This window comes from Aeromicrobium jepli (genome assembly GCF_047246605.1).
Classification (GTDB): domain Bacteria; phylum Actinomycetota; class Actinomycetes; order Propionibacteriales; family Nocardioidaceae; genus Aeromicrobium.
In genome coordinates this window covers 229,619-253,895 of record NZ_JBFOKO010000003.1, presented here as the reverse complement: position 1 = coordinate 253,895, position 24,277 = coordinate 229,619, and the positions used below count along the sequence as shown (strand labels likewise).

43 protein-coding genes are annotated in these 24,277 nt (G+C 64.8%); 8 read left to right on the top strand and 35 right to left on the bottom strand.

All coding sequences use genetic code 11. The annotated features are described in order from the left end of the window. Positions 1–119: 119 nt before the first annotated feature. The 22 genes from AB3M81_RS08410 to AB3M81_RS08305 all read right to left on the bottom strand — a co-directional run bounded on the left by AB3M81_RS08410 (position 120) and on the right by AB3M81_RS08305 (position 8,143). Positions 120–707 (bottom strand): hypothetical protein, encoded by a 588-nt coding sequence (locus AB3M81_RS08410; protein ID WP_412903444.1) that lies wholly within the window; start codon positions 705–707, stop codon positions 120–122. Between the two features lie 70 nt (positions 708–777). Continuing rightward, on the bottom strand, positions 778–1,140 hold the full coding sequence (locus AB3M81_RS08405) for a hypothetical protein (RefSeq protein ID WP_412903443.1): 363 nt from the start codon (positions 1,138–1,140) through the stop codon (positions 778–780). Then, positions 1,137–1,532, bottom strand: a complete 396-nt coding sequence (locus AB3M81_RS08400) for a hypothetical protein (protein ID WP_412903442.1) — start codon at positions 1,530–1,532, stop codon at positions 1,137–1,139. The genes AB3M81_RS08405 and AB3M81_RS08400 overlap by 4 nt, the downstream gene beginning before the upstream one ends. A gap of 91 nt (positions 1,533–1,623) precedes the next feature. Then, on the bottom strand, positions 1,624–2,094 hold the full coding sequence (locus AB3M81_RS08395; protein ID WP_412903441.1) for a hypothetical protein: 471 nt from the start codon (positions 2,092–2,094) through the stop codon (positions 1,624–1,626). Further along, positions 2,091–2,423, bottom strand: coding sequence for a hypothetical protein (locus AB3M81_RS08390; RefSeq protein ID WP_412903440.1), 333 nt, complete (start codon positions 2,421–2,423; stop codon positions 2,091–2,093). Before AB3M81_RS08390 ends, AB3M81_RS08395 begins: the two co-directional genes overlap by 4 nt. Continuing rightward, on the bottom strand, positions 2,420–2,578 hold the full coding sequence (locus AB3M81_RS08385; protein WP_412903439.1) for a hypothetical protein: 159 nt from the start codon (positions 2,576–2,578) through the stop codon (positions 2,420–2,422). The genes AB3M81_RS08390 and AB3M81_RS08385 overlap by 4 nt, the downstream gene beginning before the upstream one ends. Then, on the bottom strand, positions 2,575–2,847 hold the full coding sequence (locus AB3M81_RS08380; RefSeq protein WP_412903438.1) for a hypothetical protein: 273 nt from the start codon (positions 2,845–2,847) through the stop codon (positions 2,575–2,577). The genes AB3M81_RS08385 and AB3M81_RS08380 overlap by 4 nt, the downstream gene beginning before the upstream one ends. Next, positions 2,844–3,371, bottom strand: a complete 528-nt coding sequence (locus AB3M81_RS08375; protein WP_412903437.1) for a hypothetical protein — start codon at positions 3,369–3,371, stop codon at positions 2,844–2,846. The genes AB3M81_RS08380 and AB3M81_RS08375 overlap by 4 nt, the downstream gene beginning before the upstream one ends. Positions 3,372–3,394: 23 nt before the next feature. Next, positions 3,395–3,745: a hypothetical protein gene (locus AB3M81_RS08370; RefSeq protein WP_412903436.1), complete on the bottom strand. Its 351-nt coding sequence runs from the start codon at positions 3,743–3,745 to the stop codon at positions 3,395–3,397. 106 nt (positions 3,746–3,851) lie between these two features. Continuing rightward, on the bottom strand, positions 3,852–4,085 hold the full coding sequence (locus AB3M81_RS08365; RefSeq protein ID WP_412903435.1) for a hypothetical protein: 234 nt from the start codon (positions 4,083–4,085) through the stop codon (positions 3,852–3,854). A gap of 74 nt (positions 4,086–4,159) precedes the next feature. Next, the gene (locus AB3M81_RS08360) at positions 4,160–4,327 is read right to left on the bottom strand and encodes a hypothetical protein (RefSeq protein WP_412903434.1); all 168 of its coding nucleotides are present in this window, start codon (positions 4,325–4,327) and stop codon (positions 4,160–4,162) included. A 23-nt stretch (positions 4,328–4,350) separates the two neighbouring features. Beyond that, positions 4,351–4,725, bottom strand: coding sequence for a hypothetical protein (locus AB3M81_RS08355; RefSeq protein ID WP_412903433.1), 375 nt, complete (start codon positions 4,723–4,725; stop codon positions 4,351–4,353). A gap of 65 nt (positions 4,726–4,790) precedes the next feature. After that, the gene (locus AB3M81_RS08350) at positions 4,791–5,294 is read right to left on the bottom strand and encodes a hypothetical protein (RefSeq protein ID WP_412903432.1); all 504 of its coding nucleotides are present in this window, start codon (positions 5,292–5,294) and stop codon (positions 4,791–4,793) included. Further along, entirely contained in the window at positions 5,291–5,569 is a 279-nt protein-coding gene (locus tag AB3M81_RS08345; protein ID WP_412903431.1) for a hypothetical protein, read from the bottom strand. Before AB3M81_RS08345 ends, AB3M81_RS08350 begins: the two co-directional genes overlap by 4 nt. After that, complete coding sequence (locus tag AB3M81_RS08340) at positions 5,569–5,868, bottom strand: hypothetical protein (protein ID WP_412903430.1); 300 nt, start codon at positions 5,866–5,868, stop codon at positions 5,569–5,571. The genes AB3M81_RS08345 and AB3M81_RS08340 overlap by 1 nt, the downstream gene beginning before the upstream one ends. Before the next feature lie 2 nt (positions 5,869–5,870). Then, positions 5,871–6,257, bottom strand: a complete 387-nt coding sequence (locus AB3M81_RS08335; protein ID WP_412903429.1) for a hypothetical protein — start codon at positions 6,255–6,257, stop codon at positions 5,871–5,873. Continuing rightward, positions 6,257–6,478 carry a hypothetical protein gene (locus tag AB3M81_RS08330; RefSeq protein WP_412903428.1) on the bottom strand — a complete coding sequence of 74 codons (222 nt, stop codon included), beginning with the start codon at positions 6,476–6,478 and terminating at the stop codon, positions 6,257–6,259. The genes AB3M81_RS08335 and AB3M81_RS08330 overlap by 1 nt, the downstream gene beginning before the upstream one ends. Then, positions 6,475–6,711, bottom strand: a complete 237-nt coding sequence (locus AB3M81_RS08325; protein ID WP_412903427.1) for a hypothetical protein — start codon at positions 6,709–6,711, stop codon at positions 6,475–6,477. The genes AB3M81_RS08330 and AB3M81_RS08325 overlap by 4 nt, the downstream gene beginning before the upstream one ends. A gap of 119 nt (positions 6,712–6,830) precedes the next feature. Next, positions 6,831–6,965: a hypothetical protein gene (locus AB3M81_RS08320; protein WP_412903426.1), complete on the bottom strand. Its 135-nt coding sequence runs from the start codon at positions 6,963–6,965 to the stop codon at positions 6,831–6,833. Positions 6,966–7,270: 305 nt separating this feature from the next. Beyond that, positions 7,271–7,516 (bottom strand): hypothetical protein, encoded by a 246-nt coding sequence (locus AB3M81_RS08315; RefSeq protein WP_412903425.1) that lies wholly within the window; start codon positions 7,514–7,516, stop codon positions 7,271–7,273. Between the two features lie 50 nt (positions 7,517–7,566). Next, positions 7,567–7,740, bottom strand: coding sequence for a hypothetical protein (locus tag AB3M81_RS08310; RefSeq protein ID WP_412903424.1), 174 nt, complete (start codon positions 7,738–7,740; stop codon positions 7,567–7,569). 115 nt (positions 7,741–7,855) lie between these two features. Then, positions 7,856–8,143, bottom strand: coding sequence for a hypothetical protein (locus AB3M81_RS08305; protein WP_412903423.1), 288 nt, complete (start codon positions 8,141–8,143; stop codon positions 7,856–7,858). 1,251 nt (positions 8,144–9,394) lie between these two features. Between AB3M81_RS08305 and AB3M81_RS08300 the strand changes: the two genes are divergently transcribed. The 3 genes from AB3M81_RS08300 to AB3M81_RS08290 are packed head-to-tail and all read left to right on the top strand — an operon-like array spanning position 9,395 to position 13,882. After that, on the top strand, positions 9,395–11,953 hold the full coding sequence (locus tag AB3M81_RS08300) for a type IV secretory system conjugative DNA transfer family protein (protein WP_412903422.1): 2,559 nt from the start codon (positions 9,395–9,397) through the stop codon (positions 11,951–11,953). Continuing rightward, on the top strand, positions 11,950–13,323 hold the full coding sequence (locus AB3M81_RS08295) for a hypothetical protein (protein WP_412903421.1): 1,374 nt from the start codon (positions 11,950–11,952) through the stop codon (positions 13,321–13,323). The genes AB3M81_RS08300 and AB3M81_RS08295 overlap by 4 nt, the downstream gene beginning before the upstream one ends. Before the next feature lie 25 nt (positions 13,324–13,348). Continuing rightward, positions 13,349–13,882 (top strand): hypothetical protein, encoded by a 534-nt coding sequence (locus tag AB3M81_RS08290; protein ID WP_412903420.1) that lies wholly within the window; start codon positions 13,349–13,351, stop codon positions 13,880–13,882. 10 nt (positions 13,883–13,892) lie between these two features. On the opposite strand, the gene AB3M81_RS08285 is transcribed toward AB3M81_RS08290, so the two are convergent. From AB3M81_RS08285 to AB3M81_RS08265, 5 genes are all read right to left on the bottom strand, one after another. After that, entirely contained in the window at positions 13,893–14,228 is a 336-nt protein-coding gene (locus AB3M81_RS08285) for a hypothetical protein (RefSeq protein ID WP_412903419.1), read from the bottom strand. 8 nt (positions 14,229–14,236) lie between these two features. Continuing rightward, the gene (locus tag AB3M81_RS08280; protein WP_412903418.1) at positions 14,237–14,887 is read right to left on the bottom strand and encodes a hypothetical protein; all 651 of its coding nucleotides are present in this window, start codon (positions 14,885–14,887) and stop codon (positions 14,237–14,239) included. 116 nt (positions 14,888–15,003) lie between these two features. Then, positions 15,004–15,384 (bottom strand): hypothetical protein, encoded by a 381-nt coding sequence (locus AB3M81_RS08275; RefSeq protein ID WP_412903417.1) that lies wholly within the window; start codon positions 15,382–15,384, stop codon positions 15,004–15,006. After that, positions 15,384–15,785 (bottom strand): hypothetical protein, encoded by a 402-nt coding sequence (locus AB3M81_RS08270; protein WP_412903416.1) that lies wholly within the window; start codon positions 15,783–15,785, stop codon positions 15,384–15,386. The genes AB3M81_RS08275 and AB3M81_RS08270 overlap by 1 nt, the downstream gene beginning before the upstream one ends. 3 nt (positions 15,786–15,788) lie before the next feature. Beyond that, on the bottom strand, positions 15,789–15,998 hold the full coding sequence (locus tag AB3M81_RS08265; RefSeq protein WP_412903415.1) for a hypothetical protein: 210 nt from the start codon (positions 15,996–15,998) through the stop codon (positions 15,789–15,791). A gap of 80 nt (positions 15,999–16,078) precedes the next feature. Here AB3M81_RS08265 and AB3M81_RS08260 point away from each other — a divergent pair, with 80 nt between their 5' ends. Then, a complete protein-coding gene (locus AB3M81_RS08260; RefSeq protein WP_412903414.1) occupies positions 16,079–16,441 on the top strand; it encodes a hypothetical protein in 363 nt (120 codons plus the stop codon). 24 nt (positions 16,442–16,465) lie between these two features. Beyond that, complete coding sequence (locus AB3M81_RS08255) at positions 16,466–17,089, top strand: hypothetical protein (protein ID WP_412903413.1); 624 nt, start codon at positions 16,466–16,468, stop codon at positions 17,087–17,089. A gap of 50 nt (positions 17,090–17,139) precedes the next feature. On the opposite strand, the gene AB3M81_RS08250 is transcribed toward AB3M81_RS08255, so the two are convergent. The 8 genes from AB3M81_RS08250 to AB3M81_RS08215 form a co-directional block, all read right to left on the bottom strand. After that, entirely contained in the window at positions 17,140–17,532 is a 393-nt protein-coding gene (locus tag AB3M81_RS08250; RefSeq protein ID WP_412903412.1) for a hypothetical protein, read from the bottom strand. 158 nt (positions 17,533–17,690) lie between these two features. After that, on the bottom strand, positions 17,691–18,161 hold the full coding sequence (locus tag AB3M81_RS08245) for a hypothetical protein (protein WP_412903411.1): 471 nt from the start codon (positions 18,159–18,161) through the stop codon (positions 17,691–17,693). After that, positions 18,158–18,499 carry a hypothetical protein gene (locus AB3M81_RS08240; protein ID WP_412903410.1) on the bottom strand — a complete coding sequence of 114 codons (342 nt, stop codon included), beginning with the start codon at positions 18,497–18,499 and terminating at the stop codon, positions 18,158–18,160. Before AB3M81_RS08240 ends, AB3M81_RS08245 begins: the two co-directional genes overlap by 4 nt. Positions 18,500–18,580: 81 nt before the next feature. Next, positions 18,581–18,766 carry a hypothetical protein gene (locus AB3M81_RS08235; protein ID WP_412903409.1) on the bottom strand — a complete coding sequence of 62 codons (186 nt, stop codon included), beginning with the start codon at positions 18,764–18,766 and terminating at the stop codon, positions 18,581–18,583. 28 nt (positions 18,767–18,794) lie between these two features. Beyond that, a complete protein-coding gene (locus AB3M81_RS08230; protein ID WP_412903408.1) occupies positions 18,795–19,097 on the bottom strand; it encodes a hypothetical protein in 303 nt (100 codons plus the stop codon). A gap of 59 nt (positions 19,098–19,156) precedes the next feature. Further along, positions 19,157–19,516, bottom strand: a complete 360-nt coding sequence (locus tag AB3M81_RS08225; RefSeq protein WP_412903407.1) for a hypothetical protein — start codon at positions 19,514–19,516, stop codon at positions 19,157–19,159. Between the two features lie 112 nt (positions 19,517–19,628). Further along, positions 19,629–19,898 (bottom strand): hypothetical protein, encoded by a 270-nt coding sequence (locus AB3M81_RS08220; RefSeq protein WP_412903406.1) that lies wholly within the window; start codon positions 19,896–19,898, stop codon positions 19,629–19,631. After that, positions 19,895–20,389 carry a hypothetical protein gene (locus AB3M81_RS08215; RefSeq protein ID WP_412903405.1) on the bottom strand — a complete coding sequence of 165 codons (495 nt, stop codon included), beginning with the start codon at positions 20,387–20,389 and terminating at the stop codon, positions 19,895–19,897. Before AB3M81_RS08215 ends, AB3M81_RS08220 begins: the two co-directional genes overlap by 4 nt. A gap of 257 nt (positions 20,390–20,646) precedes the next feature. On the opposite strand from AB3M81_RS08215, the gene nrdF reads away from it, so the two are divergent. The 3 genes from nrdF to casA all read left to right on the top strand — a co-directional run bounded on the left by nrdF (position 20,647) and on the right by casA (position 24,270). Next, complete coding sequence (gene nrdF / locus AB3M81_RS08210; RefSeq protein WP_412903404.1) at positions 20,647–21,621, top strand: class 1b ribonucleoside-diphosphate reductase subunit beta; 975 nt, start codon at positions 20,647–20,649, stop codon at positions 21,619–21,621. A gap of 307 nt (positions 21,622–21,928) precedes the next feature. Further along, positions 21,929–22,225, top strand: a complete 297-nt coding sequence (locus tag AB3M81_RS08205; protein WP_412903403.1) for a hypothetical protein — start codon at positions 21,929–21,931, stop codon at positions 22,223–22,225. 50 nt (positions 22,226–22,275) lie between these two features. Next, the gene (gene casA, locus AB3M81_RS08200; protein WP_412903402.1) at positions 22,276–24,270 is read left to right on the top strand and encodes a type I-E CRISPR-associated protein Cse1/CasA; all 1,995 of its coding nucleotides are present in this window, start codon (positions 22,276–22,278) and stop codon (positions 24,268–24,270) included. Positions 24,271–24,277 lie beyond the last annotated feature (7 nt).

The window sequence follows — 24,277 nt, the reverse complement described above, 5'->3', positions numbered from 1 at the left end:
GCTCCTACGGTTGAAGATGACAGATGGGGAAACCGTTCAAGACGGCTGCACACCACTCATGTCGGTACAAGACCGAAGATGCGACGGTTCCGATCGGCAGACCGCCGACCACGCCCGTCTCACTTGGTGGGACGACTGTTCGGCAGCGCCTCACCGGTCTCGACGACCTTCGCCAGCACCTGTTCCCACACCTCGGGACGACCGATTCGGTACTCGTCCCGGGACTTCATGAAACGGGTCCACTCAGCCATCTCGACCAGCATCTCCGCAGCCGACGTCGGACGCAGGGCCTCGCACGTCGCGAGGTGACGGGCAGCGGCCAGCCAGATGGTGCGGGCGTCGTCGCGCTCCTCCCCCGCCTTCCGCTCGAACACGACAGTGAGGGACTGGCAGACACCAGCAGCGGACGTCTGCTCCCGAAGGACCGCACCGGTCAGCATCGCATGGCGACGCTTGACCCGCTCCCACGCGGTGTCGGCGCTCGGGTCCATGAAGTTGCGGGCGTGACCGTCCTCGAACCGCCACGACAGGTCGTTCAGGAACGCGAGCGCATCATCATCGGTATCCGCGAGCGCCGGGACCAGCATGCTCAACGCGTCGCGGTACACGAGCGCAGCCTCGGTCTCCCCGACCCCCTTGGCGGTGTCCCTCCACTTGGTGAAGACGCTCTGGAGGTCGTCGTGGACGTCGGCGCGAAGTACGGTCATGCCTGTTCAAGCCCTCGACCCGCATCAACCCCGATCGGCGACGCCCAGATGTCTCACATGGTGAGACGGCCTAGTTGGGTAGCGAGTACGGATCCGACGGGAGTAAACCATCACGAACCAGCGACCTGAACGCGGACTGCGCAGCGATGTGGCACTCGGCGAGATGACCGAACGCCTCACGGCACTTGCACACGTGCGGCAGGAGCGCGTGAATCCACCGGGACTCGCTGGTCTCCGGCAACGCCTTGTCGAAGAACCCTCCGAACGCCTCGGCGACCTCAGCCTCGAACTCCGGCGTGAGCGACACGAACTGGCCGTTCGCGAGACGCGCCTCCTCGGCGAGCACCTCGGAGACCATCGCGTCCACGAACACCTCCCGCACCTCGTCGCGGGTCACCATGAACTCCGCCCCCTCGGTACTCTCGGCGCTCACTTCGACCCCTCCACGGATACCGGCTCCACCGACGTCACCTGCGGGGTGTTGCACACGTGGACACCCTCACCCCTCGGACCGAACATGAACACCGCCATCTCGTGACGGTAGAACAAGCCGATGGCACCGTTCACCGACAGCAGACGCTTGTTCTCGGGGCCGGTCGGGATGTCCAGCCACTCCGCCGGACGCTTCTCCACCTCGACCTGACCGATGGCCGACAGGGCAGCCTGAGCCGTCGCGGTCGTGTGAACACGGCAGACCTCCCACGCGGCGCCTTCACGGTGCGCGTTCGTGTCCCAGTCCGGGTGACCGTTCTCGAACCCGAAACCGTGATGCATCGACGCGCACACCTTCTCGACCTGCTCATCGTCGAACGTCTCGATCGTCACCTCGCTGCCGATCATCGTGCGAACCTGCATGTTCTCGTCCTTCTCCATCTGTGATGTCCCTACGCCCATGTCTATGCAAGACCGGACCCGCTCAGCCGTTCGAGCGGACCTTCCAGTACCAGTCCGACATGAGCAACCGGGCCGCACGCGACTCGTACAGCACAGCCGTAGCCGTCACGACGGGAAGCACGTACAGGTCCGCCTCCCATTCCAACCGGTACAACGCCTCGGCACATTCACGAACCTGCTCCACGGTCGGCGTCGCGGCCAACAACGTGTCGAACTCGATCTCGATGCACTCCACGATGATGCGCTCGGCATCCGTGGACGCCCCCAACGCGTCGAACTCGTCACGGACCGCCGACAGCACGACCGTGGAGAACACCGGGAGGGTGTCCACGTCGTCGGCGTTGATGTTCGCGAGTGCCTTCTCGGCCGCCTGCACGTACTGCAAGACGACGTTCGCTACGGCCGGTCGGGCACGCAGATCCTTCTCGATGTCCGCGAGCGCGTCCCGGCACTGCTGCAGAACGAGCCGGGCCGCGACGATCTCCCACCTCACGACGTCTCACCACACATCGCAGCGACCAGTTCCGCCGCCTCGTCAAGCCAAATGCGTTGAGAGTGGTCAGCCAACTCGTCGAACGTCTCGGGCATCTGCTTGCGATGACCGACGTACTGCTGACCTCGATGCTTCGCGTACAGGAACACCGCCAAACTCTGACGGGCGGCCATCTCGTCCGAATCGACCCGACCATCGCGTTGCGCAACGATACGCGCGGCCACCTCGACACACTGCGGGACAGCGCCGGGCTCGTCACCGTGGTAGCAGTCGTGCAGTGCCGTGTTCGCCTCGTGAATCTCGGCGGCCAGCATCTCGACGGCGGTCATCGGGTCTCTCCCGTCTCCGGGCTGAACACCACGGCCCTCGGGGTGACGGTCATCTGCCGGAGCATCCACATCGTCTTGTCGAACGTCGGAACGCTCTGGCGGGGCGTGTTCTGGTCGGCGATCGCGTCGTCCACCATCTGCTCGAGCGTCCTCACAGGTTCCCTCCGCGCACCGACAGCAGGATCGACCGGACCGCCCGGGCGTTCTCGAAGGTGTCGCCGGTGTCGGCCTCGATGCGTCGCAACGCCTCGGAGTTCTCCCCGAACGACAGGTGCATGTGCGCCATCGCGAGCGTGCGGCGACGATCCCCGCTCTCGTCCAGCACCCGCTCGTACTCGGCCAACGGTACGAACACCTCGCCGTTGAGGTTGATCTCCCCGTCGATGGGGCGACGCTTCGGCACGAACTCCTCGGTGTCGGTCACTGCTGGCTCCCTGCGATGAGCGCGGCACGAACGATCTCGACGAACTGCTTCTTGAGGTTCTCCCGTCCTCCCCCGCCACCGATGACGGACGGCGCGGGCGCGTGCTCGTACACCCAGAGCGCCTCGGTGACCATCTGCGGTGTCGGGTCCATCGGGACCGCGACATGCGTCTTCGGGTTGTACGTCTCGACGACCTCGACGGACGTGATGAGTTCGACGGGGGTGTCGTCCACCGGCTCAGCCGGAACGAGATGCGACCCGTCCATGAACCACTGCGAGATGACCGGGCGGCCGTCGCGAGTACCGACGACGGCGAGCGTCGGATCGTCGGGGTCGTCCGAGATGAGCGCGCTGACGGGCACTCCGGGTGTGGCGATGTAGACGCCCTTAGCGACCATGAAGTCGAACGCTGCGACGGATGTCATCACCTTCTCGCCGGACTTGTAGGCGTACTCCTCCCCTGAGCGGACGAGGAAGCCGGGCTCACGCTGGATCCAGCGACGCTGGTCGGTGGTGTCGGTCATGACGGTGGGGCCTTTCAGGATGTTCAGGGGTGGGCGGACAGGTTGAGGGCGTCCTCGAAACGACGCTGCACCTCGAACAGGTCAGCCTGCGCGTCAGGGATGCGGGCACGCAGCGACGACGACTGAGCGTGCAGCCGCCACAGCATTCCGCGGGTGCCGTCGGGACGAACGTCGAAGGACGAGCCGAGCACCTTCACCCACGTGCCGTTCGGGGCGAGGACAGGGATCTCCATGTAGTCGCCGTGGCCCATGTCGTACTTGATCATCGACTCGACGAACGCCGAGTTGGCGTACCCCTTCATCTCGGCGAGTTCGTGGGTGACCAGAACGTCGAACGCGTCGTCAGCCCAACGGGCCTTCTCGATGTTGTCCATGCCTAGTTCAAGACCCGACGACGTGCAGCCACCGATCAGGCGGATAGGAACAGCGAAGCGGCCCACCCCGTGTTCAGGTCAGGCCGCTTCGAAAGAAGGTCGTGGGTCAGAGTTCGTACGCGACACGCTTCGTGATGCCAGCGGCGATCAGTTCGAGGGTCATCGCGGCCATCAGGCGGTCGTCCGGGGAACGCTTCGCGTCCTCGGTCACCTCCTTCGCCTGCGGGAGAGCCGTGTTGAGCAGGTAGTCCAAGTCGGCGTCCTCGTCGATGACCGCGTACCACTCGGCCGCACGGACGCGAGCCTCGTCATGTGCTTGCCGGGCCGCACTCTTCGCCATTGGGTTCTCCTCGCTCGGGGGTGATGCTGCCGTTCAGGCTACCCATGTAAGCCCGCAGGCAGGTCACCCGTCGATCAGTGCTCGTCGGGGAGACCGATGGGCCCGTGGAACTTCTCCGAACGCATCGGGACGCGTCCTGACTCCGGCACGGCTTCAATGTCGGCGAGGAACGCCTCCGCTTCAGCGAGAGTCTCCGCGATCACCTCAGGCGTCAACGGGGTGGGATTGGCATTGTCAGTCACGCTCCAGCACATGCGGCAAGAGTTCACCCGTCAATCAGGTACCCGGCGCAGTCGGACGTCAGGACTCGAAGCCGCGCCAACTCGGCCTCCTTGAACGCCCACCGCGGGTCGTCTCGGTTCAACAGGGGCGGACCGGCCGGGCCACGACTCGTTGACTCGTCGAGCCGCACTGCGGTCAGGTCATTCATCAGTCCGTCGTCGACGGCCCCAAGTCGTCGGTCCAGTTGGTCGGTCCACACGTACCCGAAGATGTCCGACTCGACCAGCAGGTCGTACGGACGCAACGAACCGGCCCGCGGCAGCAGGAGGTCGGCCGGGGTCGCGAACTCCACGTCCGGGGACAGCAGCGTCACCGCACGCGTCGCGACGCCGATGAAGTCACCAGTGACCAGCACCATCGCCGCGTCACCATTCACCCCTCGCGGAGGGACGGCCCGGTAGACGTCGCCGACCTGCGGAACCATCAACGGCCGTCCTGCTCTGCGAGCCACGCCGTCTCCGCGTACGTCGCCTTCGTGAGCGCTTCGATGGCCCGCTTGAAGTCCACCTCGGACAACGGCTCACGGTCACGCTGGCGCAGACGCAGCATCCCGATGATGGGCTGGACGTTGTGGTTCACGTCGCCCTTCGTGTACCCGAGCACCCGCGCCGACTCCTCCCGAGCCACCAGTCGGGCGAAGTCCGGGTGGGAACGCTCCACACCGGTAAACCACTTCGGGTCGGTGCGTCGCCCGTCGAGGAACGCCGCGATGTGGGCGTCCTTGGGCACACGCTCGTTCACCAGCAGGAACGAACCGTCCTCCGCGACGATGACCGCCAGCCCGGTCGGCTCGTCCTGATAGAACCGGCACACGGTCACCCCATCGACCGACGACAGGTTGTACTCGTACGGCATCTCGTCGGGCTCGGTGCTCGGCAGGATTCGCAGGGCGGTCGCCTGCGCCATGTCGAAGAAGTTGTCGGTCATCGTGCCTCCATCTTGAACTTCGCCAGCAGCGCCTTCGCGACGTGGTTCGCGCCGGTCGCGCTGATCGTTCCCTCGTCGGCGCGGGACGTCTCCCAAACGACCTTGGCGACATCCGGGTACTCAACACCCGTCGGGTCAGAGAGGCTGGCGAGGTGTGCGAGTGCGGCGTCCCAACCCTCGATGAACGCGTCGAAGGACGGGTTCGAGAACGGCCCGTTGAACCTCTCGGCAGCCTGCTTCTCGGCCTCGGTCGAGACGTACTTCTGTCGTACCATCAGTCCTTCTCCTTCTCGGTGTCGGTGACCCGGGCAGCCGTGGCGGCGCCGCGCTGGTAGGCGAGGTCGTAGAGGAACGCCTCGCGTCCCGTGAGTGGGACGTGGCGGTAGTCGATCGCTGCGAAGCAGACCAGCGAGTCGCGACCTGCGATGCGGTCCGACCATCCCTCCTCGACCTCGCGGCCGTTGATGGTCCCACCCTCGTTCCAGATGGGCTTGGCGCACGTGCGGCAGATTCCCTCGCCTCGGTCCTCGGCGTCCCGGGCGATACGCTCGGCCACGCGTTCGATCTCCATCATGCTCACTTGCTCCCTTCGGTGGCGGCGACCCGGACCGCGCGGAGCAGACCCTCCGCCGCTACGTCCCACGCCCGGATCTCGTCGAGAGGTACGCCGCCCATGCCGTTCACGCGCCACAAGAGCGCCTGCTCCAACAGATCCAGCGCCTTGATCTCGGCTTCGCTGCGTCCGGTCTGCACGGGCGACGCCAGCGAGGTGAAGACGGACTCGGCGTGCTCGTCCACGATCTCGTCACGGCCGGGGACGTCACGGGCCAGCAGGTCCGCGACATTCACGGTCAGGTACTCCGGCGCGGGTCGGGTCGGGATTGACACCTCGACGCTCGAGCCGCTCACCTCGGTGACCTTGACTCGCAGCAGCGCGTCGTCGTTGGGGCGGAACTCACTCATCAGTCTTGCTCCTTCTTCACGGTCAGGAACGGGGTCGCTTCGAGCGTGCCCCAGCCACCCGCCGACACGGCCCACTCGACCTCGTCGACCTTGTACGCGTGAGCCTTGTAGGTGATGATCTCTCCGGCGACGGGAACGCGCGGCATGGACACCTGCTCGTAGGCGGTGTGCTTCTGTCCGTCGTAGAACTCGATGTTCACGATCGTGCTGGAAGCGCTCATCGGTCCTGCTCCCAGTCGGGCTTCGCGGTGACGGTCACGACCGGGGTCAACCACTCGGCGTCCTTGTAGTCGCGATCCCATGAGACGTTCGAGACGACGTACGTGGTGCGGTCCGGGGCGTCCCAGACCTCCTCGCCGACGACCGGCACCCGAAGGACGTGGAACCGGTCCGATCGGATGAACCCACCGTCGGGCTTGCGGTACTCGATGACCACCATCTGCGCGTCACTCATACCGGTTCAAGCCCACAACCAGACCCGCCACCGATCAGGACTCGACCTGCCCAGCCACGCACCGGACCGGGCAGGTCAAAGTGTTGAGGCTGAGCCCGAAGAATCGGGACACGACAACTTCACCCGAGCCAGTGCCACACCTCCCGCGCGACAGCACCGACCGCGACGAACCACGTCACCCAACGACGCGGCGCGGGCCCGGCCGGGCGTGGTTGGTCCTTGCGAGAAAAGTGGAAGTTGAACTCGACCGCCATGACCTACTCCTCGACTCCATGACGGGCCCGAGTGGCTCCGTCAACAATGAGTTCGAGTCGGGTGACGTTTCACAGTACGAGCCTGCGAACTTTCTTCACCCGAACCTTCCCTCTAGTTGGTTAATGGGTGCGAGCGTCCGTTTTGGTGCACTTCGATCAAAGTTTTTCACCCGAATCGTCCTCGAGTGGGTTAAGGGGTCGGACGGTGGATTTTCTTACACCTCGACCGAAGTTGTTGCGCTCCGGCCGAAGAAACCACAACACGACAACATCGGCCAGCGACAGCACGGGTGTACCGGGTGGTTCTACTTCGTGGCTGTCATGGCGGACTGCTCATCGGCGGTCGCCTCGACCCACTTCACATGCATGACACGTCGCTCGTCCCGCTTCGTGTACGTGACGAACAGGACACCATCGGCGAACTTCTCCGACACCTCGACAGCCACGGCGCCGTTCTCGCCACGGGCAGCATCGACGTCCTTGACCAGCCCGGCCGACGGATTCTCACCGAAGTACTCAGTGAGCGACTGCTCGACGGACAGAGCACGCACCGAGTCGTAGACGCGCGCTGCACTCCAATGCAGGTTCGGCCCCGCGACCGTCAGCCGCCAGTCGCCCGCGCGAACAACGGAACGGCGACAGCCAGCAGCAGACCGACCACGGCGGACCCGCCGATGAACGTCACCACCTTGTCGATGAACGCTCGCTCGGCCGCGATCTCCGCCCGGATCCGGTCGGCCTCACCGACACGGAGCCACTGCTCGCCCGACGTCATGCTTGCACCAGCGGGGACACGATCGACGCGACCAGACCGATGACCACGCACACGATCAGGGCACGCGCGGTGATCGTCGTGAAGTTGGGCTTCTTGTTCCGACTCATGCCCACACCTATGCACCCGACTCGGCACACATGAGCGTCTTCCTCACCACGGCGCACGTCTTCTCCACACCGTCGATCACCCACCGTCCCTCATCATGCAGTCTCCCCTCCGGAGCCTCGATGCTCACGCCCGGGAACTGCTCTTTCACCCGGTCCAGCGTGAGGGAGTTGAGGTGGGGGTTCACCACGAGGATCACGAACGCGATGCTGCCGCCGATGAGAGCGATCAGGTACGCGAGCATGAAGATTGCGCTGGGGCCACGGCGGGCGCCTGTGTTGGTCTCGGAAGAACTCATGCCACCGTCAAGCCCGCACCCGCGCCCGGTTCGATCGGACCCTCGACATCGGGCGGCACCCTGCCGCAAGATCGGCCACGCGTCTACGTCGAACCACCGCGATCGCGGCCACCACAACAGCCCGGCCGAGCACCAGCCGCCGCGCCAGCCGCCGCACTTCGCCAATCCACCGCGAACGACCGTGAGCGAAATAGTGCGGGTCCGGCGGTAGCCGCAGCCCTATAGAAGCCTCCGGCTTCGCCGTCGGCTTCTCTCGCTGTCGCTCGTGATGGTGGACGGTTCGTCGTGATGGAGATCGTTGCGGGACTCGTGTCGTGCTTCGCTTCGTGGGGCACTCGTCTTGTGGGGCGTTCCGCGTCGCGGAGCGACGCTCGTTTTGTTGACGCGCGGAGCGCGTCAGGAGGTTGCTGGTGTGGCACGCCTGTGCCACCTACGGTGTCTGGAGCCGCTCCCCCGTCACCACCTGTCGGGCTGTCACGCTAAGCGTGACGATGCCCGTGATGGTTCTCGAAGTGAACCCCACTCGTGACGAGACTCGTGACGTTCTACCGTGAAGGATCTCGTACAGAATCCTCTTGGTGTAGCGCCACTTCGTGACGCAGAAAAACAGTGACGCCCTGACCCGTTCTGATGTCCGTGTTGGTGACCATGATGATGCTCGAACATGCCGTGGCAGCGACACGATCCCATGACCGCCAAGACCAGACCGTGCACACACCAACGAGAGGTGACAGGCAATGGCCGAAGGCCATTACAGGTTGCTGGTGACGACCCCGTCCACCACGCACCACATCTGGAGCCGCTCACCCGTCACCACCGCAATGGGGGTCGTGTCGAGTACACGTGGCGCGCATCAGTGACGTGACGAACACCGTGAAGCACAAACATGATGGCGCCCGTGACGAGTCACGGCCCACCACAGTGAGCCCAACACAACAAGCATCCCGTCCACAGAAGCGACAACACGATGGGGACGACACTGTGAACAACTGTTCGAAGAACACATGTTCGAACCCACTTTATTGTCCCCTCAAACCTCGGGTTCCCTCGTGGGCCCGTTCTGTTGGGCTCCTTTGGGGATTCTGACCCGAACGCACCCACCCGTGCGCGTACCGCGAATCGGGGTGAATCACCCATGCTGTGTGTTCGAAAGTGTCGCATGTGGATTCTCGAGCCCCTGTCCACCCCATGTGGACAAACCACACCAATCGAGGAGCCCCACCGATGGCCCGCCGCCACGATCAGACGACCGTGTTCCGACTCACCCGAGCCAAGGACATGGACGACAACCCGGCCACCTTCGCGTCCCGCGCCAACACCTTCGCCGCCAACATCAGCGAGCGCGAACACGCCACACTCCTCGTGAAGAAGACCGACCGCGGCCTCGAGGACTACCTCATCGCGCCACGCTCCGACGAGAAGATCGCCCTCGACCTCGGCGCGGCGATCGGCGCGAAGCACGACGTCGTCGACTTCCCCGAACTCGACACCGCCTCCGTCGGTCACCTCGTCCTCAACCGTCGCGGAGCCACCGCCCGAGAGACCACCGCAGGCATCGACCCGAGCGAACTTTCCCGCTCCCTCGTCACCGTCCTCGACGACCCCGGCTCGTGGGTCGCCATCACATTCCGCCGCACCACCAACACCGAGAAGAACCGCCACCGCGCGTGGCTGTCACACCGGCTCGGCATGAACAACCCGACCCACCACACGCAAGGCCTGACCCCACTCGTCATCAAGGTGACCGCCGGGTCAGACTCCGCGCTCGGCACCAAAATCCTCCTCGAGAAGTTGGCCGTCGCCCTGCCCGGATTCGATCTCGACACCAAGCCCAAGACACCCACCCGAGCCACCGAAGCCGGACCTCTCGGAGCCGTCGTCGGGGTCGCGCTCGCTGCGACCATCGCGTCGTTCTTCGTCCCGGCGCTCGCCCCGTTCACGTACCTGTTCGCCGCCGTCGCCACCTTCGCCGCGCCGTGGTTCATCGCCCGCTGGCGAGGCTGGAAGGTCGGCCGCGGCCACTGGCTCGAACTCGCGAACGCCAACGACTTCACATGGTTCGAGACCCCCGGCAAGTGGCACGGCGTCCGATACAAGAAGCCCCACGGCGAGTACACCAAGAACGGCAAGACCATCAACGCCGAAGACGGTGACTATCCGTTCGCGAAGAACACGTTCTGCGTCGGCCCGACCGTCATCGTCGGGCTCGTCGCACCACAAGCCGGAGTCGCGTCCGGTGAACGCATCGTCTCCCACGAACAGGTGCCCCCGGTGTTCCTCGACCGGGTTGGACCGTACATCGGAGAGACGTCCTCCGGCCGCGTTCACCTGTCTGCTGCGTCCACCCTGTACGGCACCGCCGTCGTCGGCTCCCCCGGCTCCGGCAAGTCGCGACTCATCCACGGACTGTTCGCGTGGTCGATGCTCGACAAGCGCAAGCCGTCCGGGCTTCCCGGGTTCCCCGGCGTGAGCAACACCCTCATCGCTTTCGAATCCAAGGGCGGCGGCGTTCCCTCCTACCGCAAGTGGGCAGACCGTGTCGGTGAGGACATCCTCGTCATCGACTTGAACCGGCACGACTCGTACGCCATCGACATGCTCGACGTGCCCGGCTCGTTCAACGAGCGAGCCAACTTCTTCGTCAACGCGATGATCTACGCGTTCGGCAAGGACTCCATTCAGGACCGGTCGTTCCGCATCCTCGTGACCGCCGTCGCCGGAGGCCTGTGCGTGACCCCGGACGTGGCCTCGAACATGGCGTCGGAGAACCTGCGAACCGACGGCGGTGCCCTCTACTACGCGAACGTCATCCTCGGCTCGAAGGGGTACAAGGCGGCCATCGAACTGTGCTCGGCTGTCATCGCTTCGGCCAACGAGATGGAACGGCAGTTGGGGCCCATCCGTGACGCGCTCAACGCCGGTCAGTACACCGACCCTGCAGGTCGTGCCGCGGCCGAGAACTACGTCGTGTACGCCACCCAGTACATCGAGTCGGCCACCGCCCTGCGTGACATCAGCGAGCGCACCGAGTCGCAGTTCCGGTCCTACGTCGAAGCCGCCGCGAACAAGTCCTTCCAGTTGCTGGAGTCCGCTGGCGGGTCGTGGTTCTCCGACGCCCGACCGAAGATGTCGTGGCGTGACATCCTCGTCTCACACCAGACCGTCATCGTGAACACCGGCGCGTCCGAGAACGGTGACGCGGTACCCGAGAGACTCTCCCAACAGATCTCCTCGATGCTGCTGTTCACACTCAAGGAAGCGATCGCTCGGCACTGTGTCGAGTGGGACGCCCAAGGCAAGTCCGTGTCCATCTTCTCCGACGAGTTGAGCCTCCTCGCCGGTCACTCCTCGGAGGTGCTGCGCTGGGTTCGAGATCAGGGCCGGTCGTTCGGAGTTCGTCCGTTCTTCGCCACCCAGCGGCCCGAGCAGTTGCCGTCCGATGTCCGTTCGGTGTTCCTCAACTTCGTCAACCTGATCTCGTTCGTGCAAGACGAGCGGTACACCTCCGAGGAGATCGCGGCCGCCATCGAGACCGACGGTGACTGGACCCGCGACATGATCCAGCACCTGCCTCCGTACACGGCCGCCATCCGCGCCCAGTTCGACAAGAAGCGGCAGCAGGCGTACTCCGCACGCATCGCCGACTTCGAGGGGAACATCGACTCGTTCGTCACCGATCAGGGTTACGTCCCGGACCCCACTCCGGCGCTCGTTCCGACCGTCCCAGTCGCTCCGATGCGACCCGCCACTCCGGCGCCGTTCACCCCGGTGAACGATGACGGCTACCCGGAGTTGGACGTCCCGCTGTGAGCATGGTGTTCCCCGCCGACCGCACCAAGACGACGGCGGCGCTGCACGCGAACCAACTGTTCACCCCGCTCGAGGGAGGCCTCTCGACGGACCAGCGACTCGACCCGTACTGGGACCGAATGTGGGTGTCCGGGTCCATCGCGTCATGGACGAACTACGACGGTCTGGCCAGAACCAGCAACGTCGGTGTCACGTTCCTGCCGAAGGCGTACCAGATCAGTGAGGAGGTCGCGTGGGCTCAGGTGATGAACAACCGAACGATGCAGGAGACGCTCCGGTTCCTTGCCGTGCTGACGTCGTGGCGCACCCTGTCCGGCGAACAGATCGAGGCGATGAGCGGATGCCGTGGAGCGGCGAACCCGCGCTCGAAGTTGATCTCGGCGTTGTTCCGTCTCGGCATCATCGAGATCGGTTACGCGACCACCAACGCTTTCATCACGAAGTCCGGTTTGGACCGGACCGTGCTGTACCGGATCGGTAACGAGAAGGCCATCGAACCACTGCTGGCCGACCTCACCTACACCGAATGGGTGTCCCTCACCGGCGGGCAGGGTTGGGAGCGTGGCGGCCAGTTCGACCGGCACAACGTCCTCGCGACCGAGTTCGGTTTGCGGTGCGCGGAGTTCATCGACCTCTCGGGTGTGCTCGGTGAGAAGTTCACGACCACCGACCTTCTCGCCGGGTCCGGGATCGGTCGTCCCACACTTGAGGATCGGCGGTCCGCTGACCTGTGCCTCGTGCGCCCGGACGGCCTGCGCATCGCCGTGGAGATCACTGCGTCCGCCGGTGAGTCCTTCACCCGGAAGGTGGAACGATGGGCCGAGTTGATCAACGACCGTCCGTTGAACGACTCGGGGTTCATGATGTTGTTCGTCATTGCTGCACCCGAAGGTCGAGCCGACGCTCTACGCGCCGAGGTGTACAAGAAGATCGCGTCCATCCTTCGTCGCTACCCCGGCACCGCGCGCGAGTCCGTCGCCGCCCGGTTCGCTGTCGCGTCGTGGACCGAGTTCTTCCCCGGACGTCACCAGATCAGTGAACGGTTCCTCGACCTCGTGGTGGACACACCGACCGGTGACCTGTTCGCTGGCGACCAGTCGACGTGGGAGGAAGTGTCCCTCACGGACGCGTCCGCGATCCCGTTCGAGCCGACCGACTTCGGGCTAAACGCGATCCTCGACAACATCCACTTGTTGTGGCAGTCGCCGACGTGGACGCGGATGCCGGAGTTGGCGCCGGACCTCGTCCCGACGATGCTCGCGCAGTCCGGCGAGACGACCATCCCGGTGCCGCCGTTCCAGAAGTCGGACCGGGCGTTCAAGCACACTCACCTGCCGTCGGCGCCGACCCTGATGACGTCCTACATGTGAGCGTCCAGCCACACACCGGCACGTCATGACCAGCAGCGCGTTTCATCCCGGCGTCACCAACTGCGGCGGCCGACTCGCTCATACCGGCTGCCGGTGTGGCGCTCGATCTGGGGCCAAGGCGGAGTCGTTGAAGGTGCTCGGCGCGGACCAGATGGCGGACGTGGATCTGCGTGCCGAGTTCGGCCCGATCGACACCCCGGCAGGCGCCTTCGACCGCTGCAAGGTCACCTCAGCCGTCTACACCGAACGACTCCTCGACGACGGCGTTGACGCCGAATGGGTGCAGGTTGTCGGCCCGACCCGCGCGTACCCTGACGCCCACGAGCCGTGGCATGAGGTCTCGCTCGAGTTCTGGCAGCACTACGTCACCCGGGTGACCCGCGAGGACGGGGCAGTCGAGTATGTGGACTGGACGCACCGACAGTTCGAACCTGACACCGCGTGGCCTCTGGTGGAACCTGCTGATGTGTTCGAGGCCCGGTGGTCGGACGTGTACGACCTGCCGGAGGACGTGACGCGCAAGTTCGCACGCATCGCTGTCACCCTCGTCGAGAACTAGACCCGACTGCTCATCGTTCGTCTCGGTCGCGTATGAAGATGGCGCGTAGGAACCGGATGGTGCGGACGGTGAACTCGGGTCGCATCTCGCGTGCCGTGCTGCTGAGCGGGTCGGCGTCGAGGTCGTAGTCGAAGGCCTTCCACATGTCCCGCGTGTAGTCGGCGATGATGAGCGCGACCGTAGGCGTGTCGGCGAACTCGCCCATGATGAGCCTGTCGATCTCCTCGACCAGATCGGCGTCGGGGTCGATGGTGTCGTACGGCAGGTTCTCGATCGTGGACCGAACGAACTCGTCGTCGAGCCGGAGCAGGTTGTCGAACAGGCTCCCGCGTGTGTCCCCGTGCATGCCCTCGCTCACAGGACGGCCTGCCAGTCGCCGCCTGCGACCGACACGACGACCTCGAACCCGTCGGGCGCGGACTCGGGACGGTCGTAGAACACGACGTCGCCCATGATGTGGTTCGTCTTGACGTTCCGGAACCCGTACCGGGTGTTCGGGCACAGGTCGATCTCGACGGGAAGCATCGCCGTGTACACGTTCGGCGGGGTGTACGGCATACCGACGTAGTGGTCCTCGCTGCACCAGTCGAGGTTGCACTCCGCGGGGTGGTCGTGGCGGCCGCAGTACGGGGCGTAGTCGGACAACTCACCCCCACCCATGTCCGCGGCGTAGAAGCCGAGGTCGTGGTAGGTCATCTGTCGGAGCCAACCGCCGAACCGGACGGCGCCGAGACCGACCTTCGGGGTGAGGCCGACGACTTCGAGCGACAGGGTGATGATGCGGGCGTGCTCGTTGTCGCGGTGGCCGTACCGGCTCCGCATCCAGATGTCCGAGACGCCATCGCCGCTGTTGATGCTCTGGAAGTGCGCACCGACGAGCGTCAGACGACGGCCCTTCCCCTGAGGCGTGGGCCGGTTGAAGGTGACGACCATCGTCGTCCCCTCGTTCTCGTCACCGATGATGAGGGTGTCGTCGTCGAACGGGTACGCCGTGTTGATCGTCATACCCGTTCAAGCCCGCAGGTGCGGTCGGGCTCGATCAGTCCGCGTCAGTGACGGCTCGACCCATCTCCTCGACGTCGAACAGAACGACACCTTGATCTCACCACCAATCACGGCGACTACTCCACGACAGCGTTGGCGCGGCCGACGGTGACGACCCTGTACGTGATGATGTCGTGCGCGTACAGCCACTGGTTGTAGGACATCGGCGAGGACTGGTCCGGGCGGCGTGGCTCATCCGAGGGGAGCCCGGCGGCGACGAGGACGTTGTGCGCTTTGCTCGCGGTGGCGTAGTCAGCGCACGCCTTCTCGTTCCTCTCGTCGATGCGGTCGATGTACGCGGCGTACTGGTCGTCGTTGACGACGTTGAGGCCGCGGGCGTACTGGTCGGCTTCGTCTTCGTCGGTGAAGTAGCCGACCTCATGATCGGTGACGTCGTTGGCGCGGAACCCCTCACCGTCGTAGTAGTGACGGTCGGCCTTGATCATGTAGACGGTCATTACGAGGCCCCCTCGGTGTCCGCTTCGTCTCGCTCGTGCGCCGTGAGGACGTACACGTCGGCGTAGTTCAGGTGGGACCAGTCGGTGAACCCAAGGATCTCGATGAGGTTGATCGGCTCGGGCGGGGCGACGTCCTCTCCGGCCGACTTGAGGATCCCGTAGCGGCGCTCCTCGGTATGGTAGGCCTCGGTCCGGTCCGCGTTGACGGCCTTCATCTGGGCCACGTAGTCCGCGTACGCGTCGGTGGCCTCACGGGTGAGGTCGTCGCAGACCTTCTGCGCGGCGTTCTTGTTGGTGAAGTACCGGCCGGTCAGCAGTTTCGAGTCGGTGACGTTGTGGGTGCTGCCGCCGATGTCGTTCTGGAAGTAGCGGTGCTCCTCGACGATCATGTACACGGTCATGGTTCAGGCCTCGATGTTCACGGTGAAGGTGGTCAGGACGTCGAGCCCTGCGGGGGTGAGCCAGACGGGCATCGCGGCGTCGGTGCCGTAGACGAGCATCTGGGCGATCTGCTTGGCGTCGTCCGGGTCGATGGGGCGGGTGCCGTCGGAGACCTGCAGCGCGGCCTCGGTGATCGCGTCCGCGAGCCGCTCAACGACGTCCTTCTTGGTCATGCCCCGTTTAAGCCCTCACATGGCACCTCTCCCGATCTAAATGAAGGGAGGGACGCGTCGTTCCCGCATACCCGCGATGCATGAACGCCTTCAACCCTCTGCTGCACCCTCGCGGCGACTACGGTGAGTTCACCGAGAAGCAACTGCCCGAGGCGGTCAAGCCGCTCGAGGCTACCGGTCCCGCGACCTGCGGCCGGTGCACCGACCCGGCCTGCTCGGGGTGGCGGTGCAGCCCGTCGTTCCATCCGGACATCCCGGTGGACGAGAACGACGAGCCCGCGTACCGGTGCGGCGGTTGCGGTGAGCCGTTGTTCAACGCGGACGCAATGACGTGCGGGAAGACCGAATGTCATCCCGGGTTCGACGCGGACTACGAAGCGCACATGCAGCACGAGATGTGGCTACAGGAGAACGCGGGCTGGTTCCGCGACCACGAATTCTGAGCCGACCCCGCACACCTTCCCCGCATGACTGTCACAGGCAAGAACGGCAAGCCGGTCAACGCCACCCCCGGCGTTCAGGGCTTCCAAGAGACCACCCGCCCCGAAGGGGTCAAGCCCGCCAACCTCATCGGCGCCGACTCCCCCATCGCCAACGCCATCGCCGCCATCGAGGAGAACCGCGGCCGGTTCGAGAACGGGTACGACGACATCGACATCTCCGACTTCGCCGCCGAGGTCGACGGTGTCCAGTTCGCCGCGCTGTGGGACGAGTACGACATCGACGACGGCTACCGAGGGGACTCGAAGTTCATCGTTCGTGAGACGCCAGACGGTCCTTGGCATGAACTACACGACACCGCCACCGGCTACCTCCTCGGTCTGGACGACGCACCGGCCGACCTCACCGGCCTCGACACTCTTTCCAGCGACCGCGTCGTGTTCCAGTACACGTCCGCCGCGATGATGGACGACCGAGGGAACTTCGCCGAGCAGGCCGACGACGTGTGCCGGACAAGCGGATGCTTCGAACTCACGGACGACGGTCAGGGATGGGACGGCTACTGCGGGAACTGCGCCGACATCGTGAGCGAGCACGAGGAGGGCGACCACATCATCCCCCGCGAGGACTGCCCCGAATGCAACGCCTGACGCCATCCTCATGAACAAGACCCCCGCCCGGACTCTCGGGTGGGGTCTTGTCAGTTCTGGAAGTGACGGACCGACAACGCGGAATCGATCAACGTAAGCAGATGATTCCCGTGCGGATGTTCCACCAGCAGTTCACCAGTGTCGATGAGCGTGTCCGCTTCGGCGTCCGACATGACCACGTGCGTTTCGGCCGCCACATCGTCAATGAACCTTGCCCGAACCCGATCCGGGTGAGCGTCCCGCCACCTGACCTCCCGCTGCAGACACAGCAGAGCGATGACCGCGGCGGAACACGAGATGATGACCGCTGGCGCGATGAGTAGGTCCGGCAGTTCGGTGCAGCCCCACCCGGCCGAGATGGCGACAGTCGAGGACAGGGCCACGATGACGAGGGTGGACATGCGGGTGCCCGGCCCCTCGTACAGGTACCCGTAGCCCGCCATGTCCGTCTACATGCGATGACCTGTGAACGACGTCACTACATCTCGGCGCCGACCGTCGGGACGACGCTCGAGACGCTCACCTTGGTACTGGTGAACGTGACGAGCAACTGCTCGCTGTTGGTCTTCTCGACCACCAGTTGGCCCTGAGGCTCATCGGGTTACTCAGGGAACTGGCGAACCCACGCGACCTTCTTCACCGTGGACACGCCCCGATGGAACGAGTAGATGAACTCGGCTTCGTTGCCGGTGCCGTCATCGCGAACCCACATGCCTGCACGGCCACGCTCGAGGAGAATCTCAGCGATCCGCATCGGGTAGATGTCCGCGCTGACGACGGCCGTGATGTCGTCGTCGAGTTGGCGGGCTCGTTCGGCCTTCCACTCGTCGTAGGCTCGTTGGGACGCGTGAGCGATGAAGTACGAGGCGAGCGCGGACAGGGCGAAGACCCAGCAGGCGATGTCGAACAGGATGCCCGCGATGCCGGTGAAGTTGTTCTTGCTGAGGAGCCCGAGGCCAACGAAACCGGCGAGCAGGTAGGCCAAAGCCCACACGATGGCGTTCTTGCGCGCCCACCACGGTCGCGGCAGCAGGGTGAACTTCTCAGCCACGCCGGGCGTTGCGGTACTCACACCGTCTCCCGAGTCGGAGACTGCTCGACGGTGATGGTCTGACCGTCGTAGAAGAACTCGTACCGGGTGTCACCCTCAGTAACCCGGAGTGGCTGCTTGGCTGACAGCAGGTAGCGGACGTCCTCGCTCGTGAGCGACACCCCATGCTCGGTGTTCAGGCGTCGCGCGACCTCGTCGCGTTCGTCGGCACCGAGGGCCGCGTTCGAGCGGATGACGTAGACGGCGATCGCGACCCAGAAGACAGAGCCGATGACGCTGACACCGATCTGGATGGTGGTCGTGTCGATGAAGCGCGGCGCGAACGCCAGTACGAAGGACAGGACGATTAGTGCGGCCATCGCTGACCGGACACGTCGAGACTGATCCGGACTGTGCTTGGGGTTGTACGTGAAGTCCATGCCAAACCCAAGGCCCACTGTTCACCGGGTTTCGATCGGTCCCATCCACGCGTCCTCGAGCAGGACCGTGTGACGGTTCGCGTCCACGATGTCCGCGGCCTCCTCGGCACCGGTCTGGAACTGTGCCCGCAATCGCTCCTTGAACTCCTCCGGCAAGTTCCGGCCCTCCGCTGCGGCCTGACGGCGCAGTTCGCTGCGGCGACGCACGCGAGCCTTCGCAGCCGAAGTCAGTTCCTCATTCGTGCTCGACATACGGTTCCTCCATCTCGACGACCATGCCGTCGGTGTACGTGTAGCCGGGGCTCGTCGCCGTCGGCGGGACGCTTTTCGTTCGCAGGAGCCGGGCCGCGTTCGTGTGGATGCCATGCGCTTGGAGCGCCGCCTCGAACTGTTCCACAAGGATCCGACTGTTATCATCCACCGGCGCGGACACGAGGGACACGCACGCGATCGACATGAGCAACTTGGCTGCCATCGCCAGTTCGGCCCCGAACGCGATGTTGTAGACCGCGAAGGCTACGTTGCCGACACACCACAACAGGATCAGAAGACGAGCGGCTTTGATCCGTGCGGCTCTACGGAAGAACTTCTCTGCGTTTATGCTGCTTCTACCCCCGAGAGGCGAGCCGGGATGGGCTCACGCTTGACCTTGATCACGGACATGACGCCATCACGGTAGGTGACCTCGAATGTGGTGTGGTCATCGACCGGGACGTTCACGTGGCCGTGACGGGTGAGGCGGTGGGCTTGCTCACCGGTCATTTCGATACCGAACGTGTCGGCGATCTGGGCGCGGAAGTCTGCGGTTCGGTCGTCCGCTGCGGCGATGAGCGCCTGTTCGGCCTTGACCAGCAGGGCGAACCACGCGCCGATGATGACGACACCGAACAGAGCGAACAACCATCGAGAGGCGTGCTGGTTCACGACGGTGAGCCACAACGCGATGACAACGGACATGACACCCATCCAGACGGAGTACCGCGGGACAGGCCCCAGCATGTTCGTGTCGGTGAACTCGATTCTCATGCCGGGTTCAAGCCCGCACGCGACCCTCTGCTCGATCGAGTGGTCAGAACAGGTTGGAGTACTCCGAGTCGGCGACCGGTCGGGGCATGGCCCGCGACTCGGCCCACGCACGCTCACGTTCTCCGCCGACCCGCTGGTCCTCGCGGCGCTGACGACCGTCCTTCACCGCGTCGGAGATCTCCTGACCGAGCACCCAGAGGACGGCGGCCGTCAAGCCACCGGCAACCACGTACAGTGACTCCGCGCCCGAAGCGGTGATGGCCGCTGCGACTCCGGCCCCGATGGCGGTGATGGTTCCGTTGGAGATGCTCACAGGTACTCAGCCTTCTCGTGTGTGACGGCGGTGTGGGTGTCGGGGTTGAACACTTCGAGCGGCTCGAACTCCACGACTTGATTGTCCTCGTCGGGCATCTTGCGCTCCCATGAACCCTCCGGCGCCTTCATCCAGATGGAGCCGTCTTTGCGGCAGAACTCACCGATGGCGCCGTTGAGGCGACCGATGATGGAGTTCTTGAAGCCGTCGGGGATGTCGAGGCGACGGCTCGGCGTCTGGTACTCGTACGGGACTGGCGTTCCGCGCTGGATGACCTTGTGGGTGTCGGGGTTGTACGTCTCGACCCGTTCGACGGTGCTGACGAACGGGAGCGGCATGACGCGTACGAAGTCGCCGTACGACTTGATCCAGACGCAGCCGCTCATGAGGCACCACTCGCCGAGGATCCCGTTCACCTTCGCGGTGATGGTGTCCTCCCAGCCCTCCGGGATGTCGTCCACGGTGAGGGTCGTCTCGTTCTGCTCGCTCATACCCGTTTCAAGCCCGCACGAGTCGGTCGAACCGATCGGCCCTGTGTAGCGAAGCGGTACCCGAACCTTCGATACGACGAGCGCCTCACCGAACGTCAACTCGCGGACCTCAACGGCCTCCGTCGCACCTACGACTACGGCAAGACCCGCTGCGAACTAGATCTCTGAACCGCACACCTTCTCTGTCCCCGCCAATGTCGCGCGTCCGTCGCGCATAGAGGCAAGTACCAACCCACTGACAGAGGAACGCACCACAGATGAGCACCACCAACCCGAGCGATGTCTCCCCGTCCTACAAGGGCATCAACTGGAACAACCCTGAGGATCCGTTCGACGTCCAGATCTACGACCAGTTGATCTCGCAGTTCTGGATCCCCGAACGGTTCACGCTCTCCCAAGACATCAAGTCGTGGGCCGGGTTCAGTGAGGCGGAGAAGTTGCTGACCATGCGTGTCCTGACCGGCCTGACCGTCCTCGACACACTGCAGGGCACGTCCGGCGCCATCAGCCTCATCCCGGACGCGGTCACCCCGCAGGAGGAGGCATGGCTGTCCAACATCCAGTTCATGGAGACCATCCACGCCAAGTCGTACTCCAGCATCTTCATGACGCTCTGCTCGACGATGGAGATCAACGACGCGTTCCGCTGGTCGGAGGACAACCCGGAGTTGCAGTTCAAGGCCAGCACCTGCGACGGCTACTACAAGGGTGACGACCCGATCAAGCGCAAGGTCGCTTCGGTGATGTTGGAGTCGTTCCTGTTCTACTCCGGCTTCTACCTGCCGCTGTACTGGCAGTCCATCGGTCGTCTCGTCAACACCGGCGACATGATCAAGGCCATCATCCGTGACGAGGCCGTGCACGGTCAGGCGATCGGCTACAAGTACCAGAAGGCCGTCGAGCAGTTGTCGGCCGAGAAGCAGGAGGAGTACCGCGAGTTCGCGTACGACCTGCTCGAGGAACTGTACGAGAACGAGGTCCGCTACACGCAGGATCTGTACGACGGCATCGGCCTGACCGAGGACGTCAAGAAGTTCATCCGCTACAACGGCAACAAGGCCCTCGCGAACCTCGGCTACGACCCGCTGTTCCCGAAGGAGGACGTCAACCCCGCGATCCTCAACGGCCTCCAGTTGGGCGCCGTGACGCACGACTTCTTCTCGGCGACCGGCTCGTACGCGATGGCGAAGGTCGAAGAGGTCTCCGACGACGACTTCGACTTCCTCGACTGAGCGACACGCTCATAGAACGTCCCCGTCGCGTTGGTCGTGGCGGGGACGTTCTGTATCTGCGCCACGACTAGCGCATGAAGTCCCACATCTGGGACTACAACCACTCTGACGTCCCACATATGGGACTTCACCCCACACACCCTCATGGTCCCGACCGGAGCAGTTCCGATCGAGTCCACTGTTCGAAAGACCTTGGTGTCGTCATGAGCCCCACCCTGCAGTCGAGCATCCAGACCGCCTACACGTACGCGCCCGCGTGGAAGCGGTGGCTGCTGCGACGCCTACTGCCCGGCGCGTTCGCAGGCCAGTGATCGACCCGGCTCTCGTCGCGACCGTCGGTTACTCGGCCGCCGCCATCGAGATCGTGATGGCGTTCCCGCAGACCATTCGAACCGTCCAGCAGCGCAACGACTACGCGGCACTCGCGGGCGTTTCCGTCGGGTCGATGCTGCTCATGCTCGTCCACTCGACCCTCTGGATGATGTATGGGGCGTTCAACCACGACATCCCCATCTTCGCGTCACATGCCGTGAACGTCCCGATGTTCGCGGTCATTCTCTACTTCGTCGTCCGGGCCCGACGCGCCTCGAGGGTCGCTCCCTGATCCTTCATGTGAGCGCCTGACCTCGCATAGAAACGTGCATGGTCGACGACATGAGGTACGCGCTCGAACAGCGCCGCTTCAACCTCATCGACGAGCCGTGGATCCCGTGCCTACTCCTCGCCGGTGACACCGTCGAACTGTCCCTGCGTGACGTGTTCACCCGCTGGGACCACATTCACTCTCTTGCCGGTGAACTCGCGACCGTAGACGTCGCCATCACCCGCCTGCTCCTCGCGGTCATGTACCGGGCCCTCCCGGAACGGTCCATCAACGCGTGGCAGCCTCTGCGTACCGGCGCCGACACGGGCACCCGCATCGACACCTACCTGACCGACCAGCATGACCGGTTCTGGCTGTTCGACCCCGAGCAGCCGTTCTACCAGACCGCCATCGCCGCGACCGACCGGACCGACATCCGTGCGACCCGGCAGTCGTGGGTCGAGAATCCGGTCACTCGCCTCCTGCCTGAGCATGAGGTCAACATGGGCAACCGTCGGATCCTGTCCTCGCGTCTCCCCCTCGATGTGACGTCGCTCGGGTTCGCTGAGGCCGCACGATGGCTCGTGACCGCGCAAGCGTTCGACAAGGTCTCCAAGACCAGCCCGCACGCCCAGACACAGCCCGGGGTTCGCCAGTACCCGAAGCCCGCACCCACGACCCGCGGTTCGGTGGTCATGGCGGCCGAGCCGAACCTGCGCGAGACCCTGTTCGCGAACTTCATCCTCTCCCCCGACCTCACCACCAGCGGCCCAGACGACCTACCCGCGTGGGAACGCGACCACGACGGCGGACTCGACTCGGACCTCGACTTCACCGACAAGGCCTTGAACGCGTCCGTGATGGCCGAAGACGTGTCGAGCCGGAAGGTCACCGGTGTCGTAGACGCGCTCACGTGGCAGTCTCGCCGGTTCTCCCTCGTCACCGAAGACGACCGTGTCATTGCCGTGGTCCGGGCGCCCGGGGACGTGATGGGACGTCAGGACGCGTATGAGTTCGAGCCGATGGTCGGGTGGCGGGAGAAGCCCGGCGGAAAGCGGGTCACGTTGACGGTCCCAGCCGCGCACTCGGCATGGAAGGAAGCCGGAGCGTTCCTCACCACCCGCGAGGGCGAGGGGGTCAAGCCCGCGCCAGTCGTCCTGTGGGGTCAACGCCTCGCGGCCGCCACGAACGCCGGGTCTGGCACGTTCCGTGTCGTCACAATCCATTGGGCCGACCAGAAGGCCCGCTACCGGGAACTCGCCGACCACAACCTCACCATCGGGCACAACTTGTTGGGTAACGCGGGGCTGGTGCGCCCCGTCATCGAAGCAGCCATCGCCGACGCCGTCCGGCTCGTCGACGAGATCCGGCAAGCCATCACCAAGACCGGCGGACCCGACGGAGGCCACGGCACCGACCTCATGGCGCGAGTCGCGACCATCTGGCCCGACTTCCTCACCCGCGTCGCCACCGGAACCGGCGGCCGGTCACGACGCTCCCGCGACACCATCTCCTACGAAGCCCTTCGCCCCGACTGGGTCGCCGACGTCCTCGAGCAGTTGCGGCCCGTCGCCGAGACTCACTTCGACCGAGCCGGTGAGACCCGCTTCCTTCCCTCACGGACCCGGCCTGCGCTCTCGGAGGTCGAGACGTGGATGCGCCGCAACGTCGCCGCGATCACATCAGGGTCAGGCGTCGTGTACGAACACCCGCACCATGAGTCCGGCCCGGTCGTGTCGTGGCGTCGTCACGTCACCCGGATCCCCGAGCACATCGCCGACAAGCCGTTCAGTCTCGCCCTCGGTGAACTGACCGAGCGGCGGGGCACCTCGGTGCAACGTCGGGCCCGGTCCCTTGCCGACGCCGACAACCCCGATGCCATCCGGGTCCACCTGCGGGCGCTCGTCGTGCTCATGTGCAACGCCGGGATCGGGTTCGACCACGACACGCTCGGCCGTGACCTGCACTCCATCTCGGCCGGTGCCGGTCAGCAGGTGTTGCGGGCATGGGCCCGGGACGGGTTTGCGCACTCGAACCGATCGAAACCACGACCTGTAGGGACTTGACCGACAC